The sequence below is a fragment of the Streptomyces sp. P9(2023) genome (assembly GCF_032436795.1).
Taxonomy (GTDB): domain Bacteria; phylum Actinomycetota; class Actinomycetes; order Streptomycetales; family Streptomycetaceae; genus Streptomyces.
In genome coordinates this window covers 1-235 of the sequence record NZ_JAUPWM010000864.1, presented here as the reverse complement: position 1 = coordinate 235, position 235 = coordinate 1, and the positions used below count along the sequence as shown (strand labels likewise).

Below are 235 nucleotides of genomic sequence, written 5' to 3'. Positions count from 1 at the left end.
TTCATGGCGATAAGAGCGAGTGTCCGCGATATCTTGGACACTCTTTTTGCTTTTAAAGCTTCACGGTAGGTAAGCGTCCCCTTACCCACCACGATGGCCTGCCCACCCCCCGTCACCCACCCAGGCTCGATATCGCCATTAGCTGCTGTATAGATGACGCTGGGACGACCCATTTCAATGCCCTGATGTATCTCGCAGCGCAACGCTGCGGCAGCGCTGCCGATGGCCGGGTCCT

Annotated in this window: 1 pseudogene; it reads right to left on the bottom strand. The window is 57.4% G+C overall.

Annotated elements, in window-relative coordinates:
• Positions 1–235 (bottom strand): annotated as a pseudogene (locus Q5762_RS39715) (hypothetical protein); the annotation flags it as partial.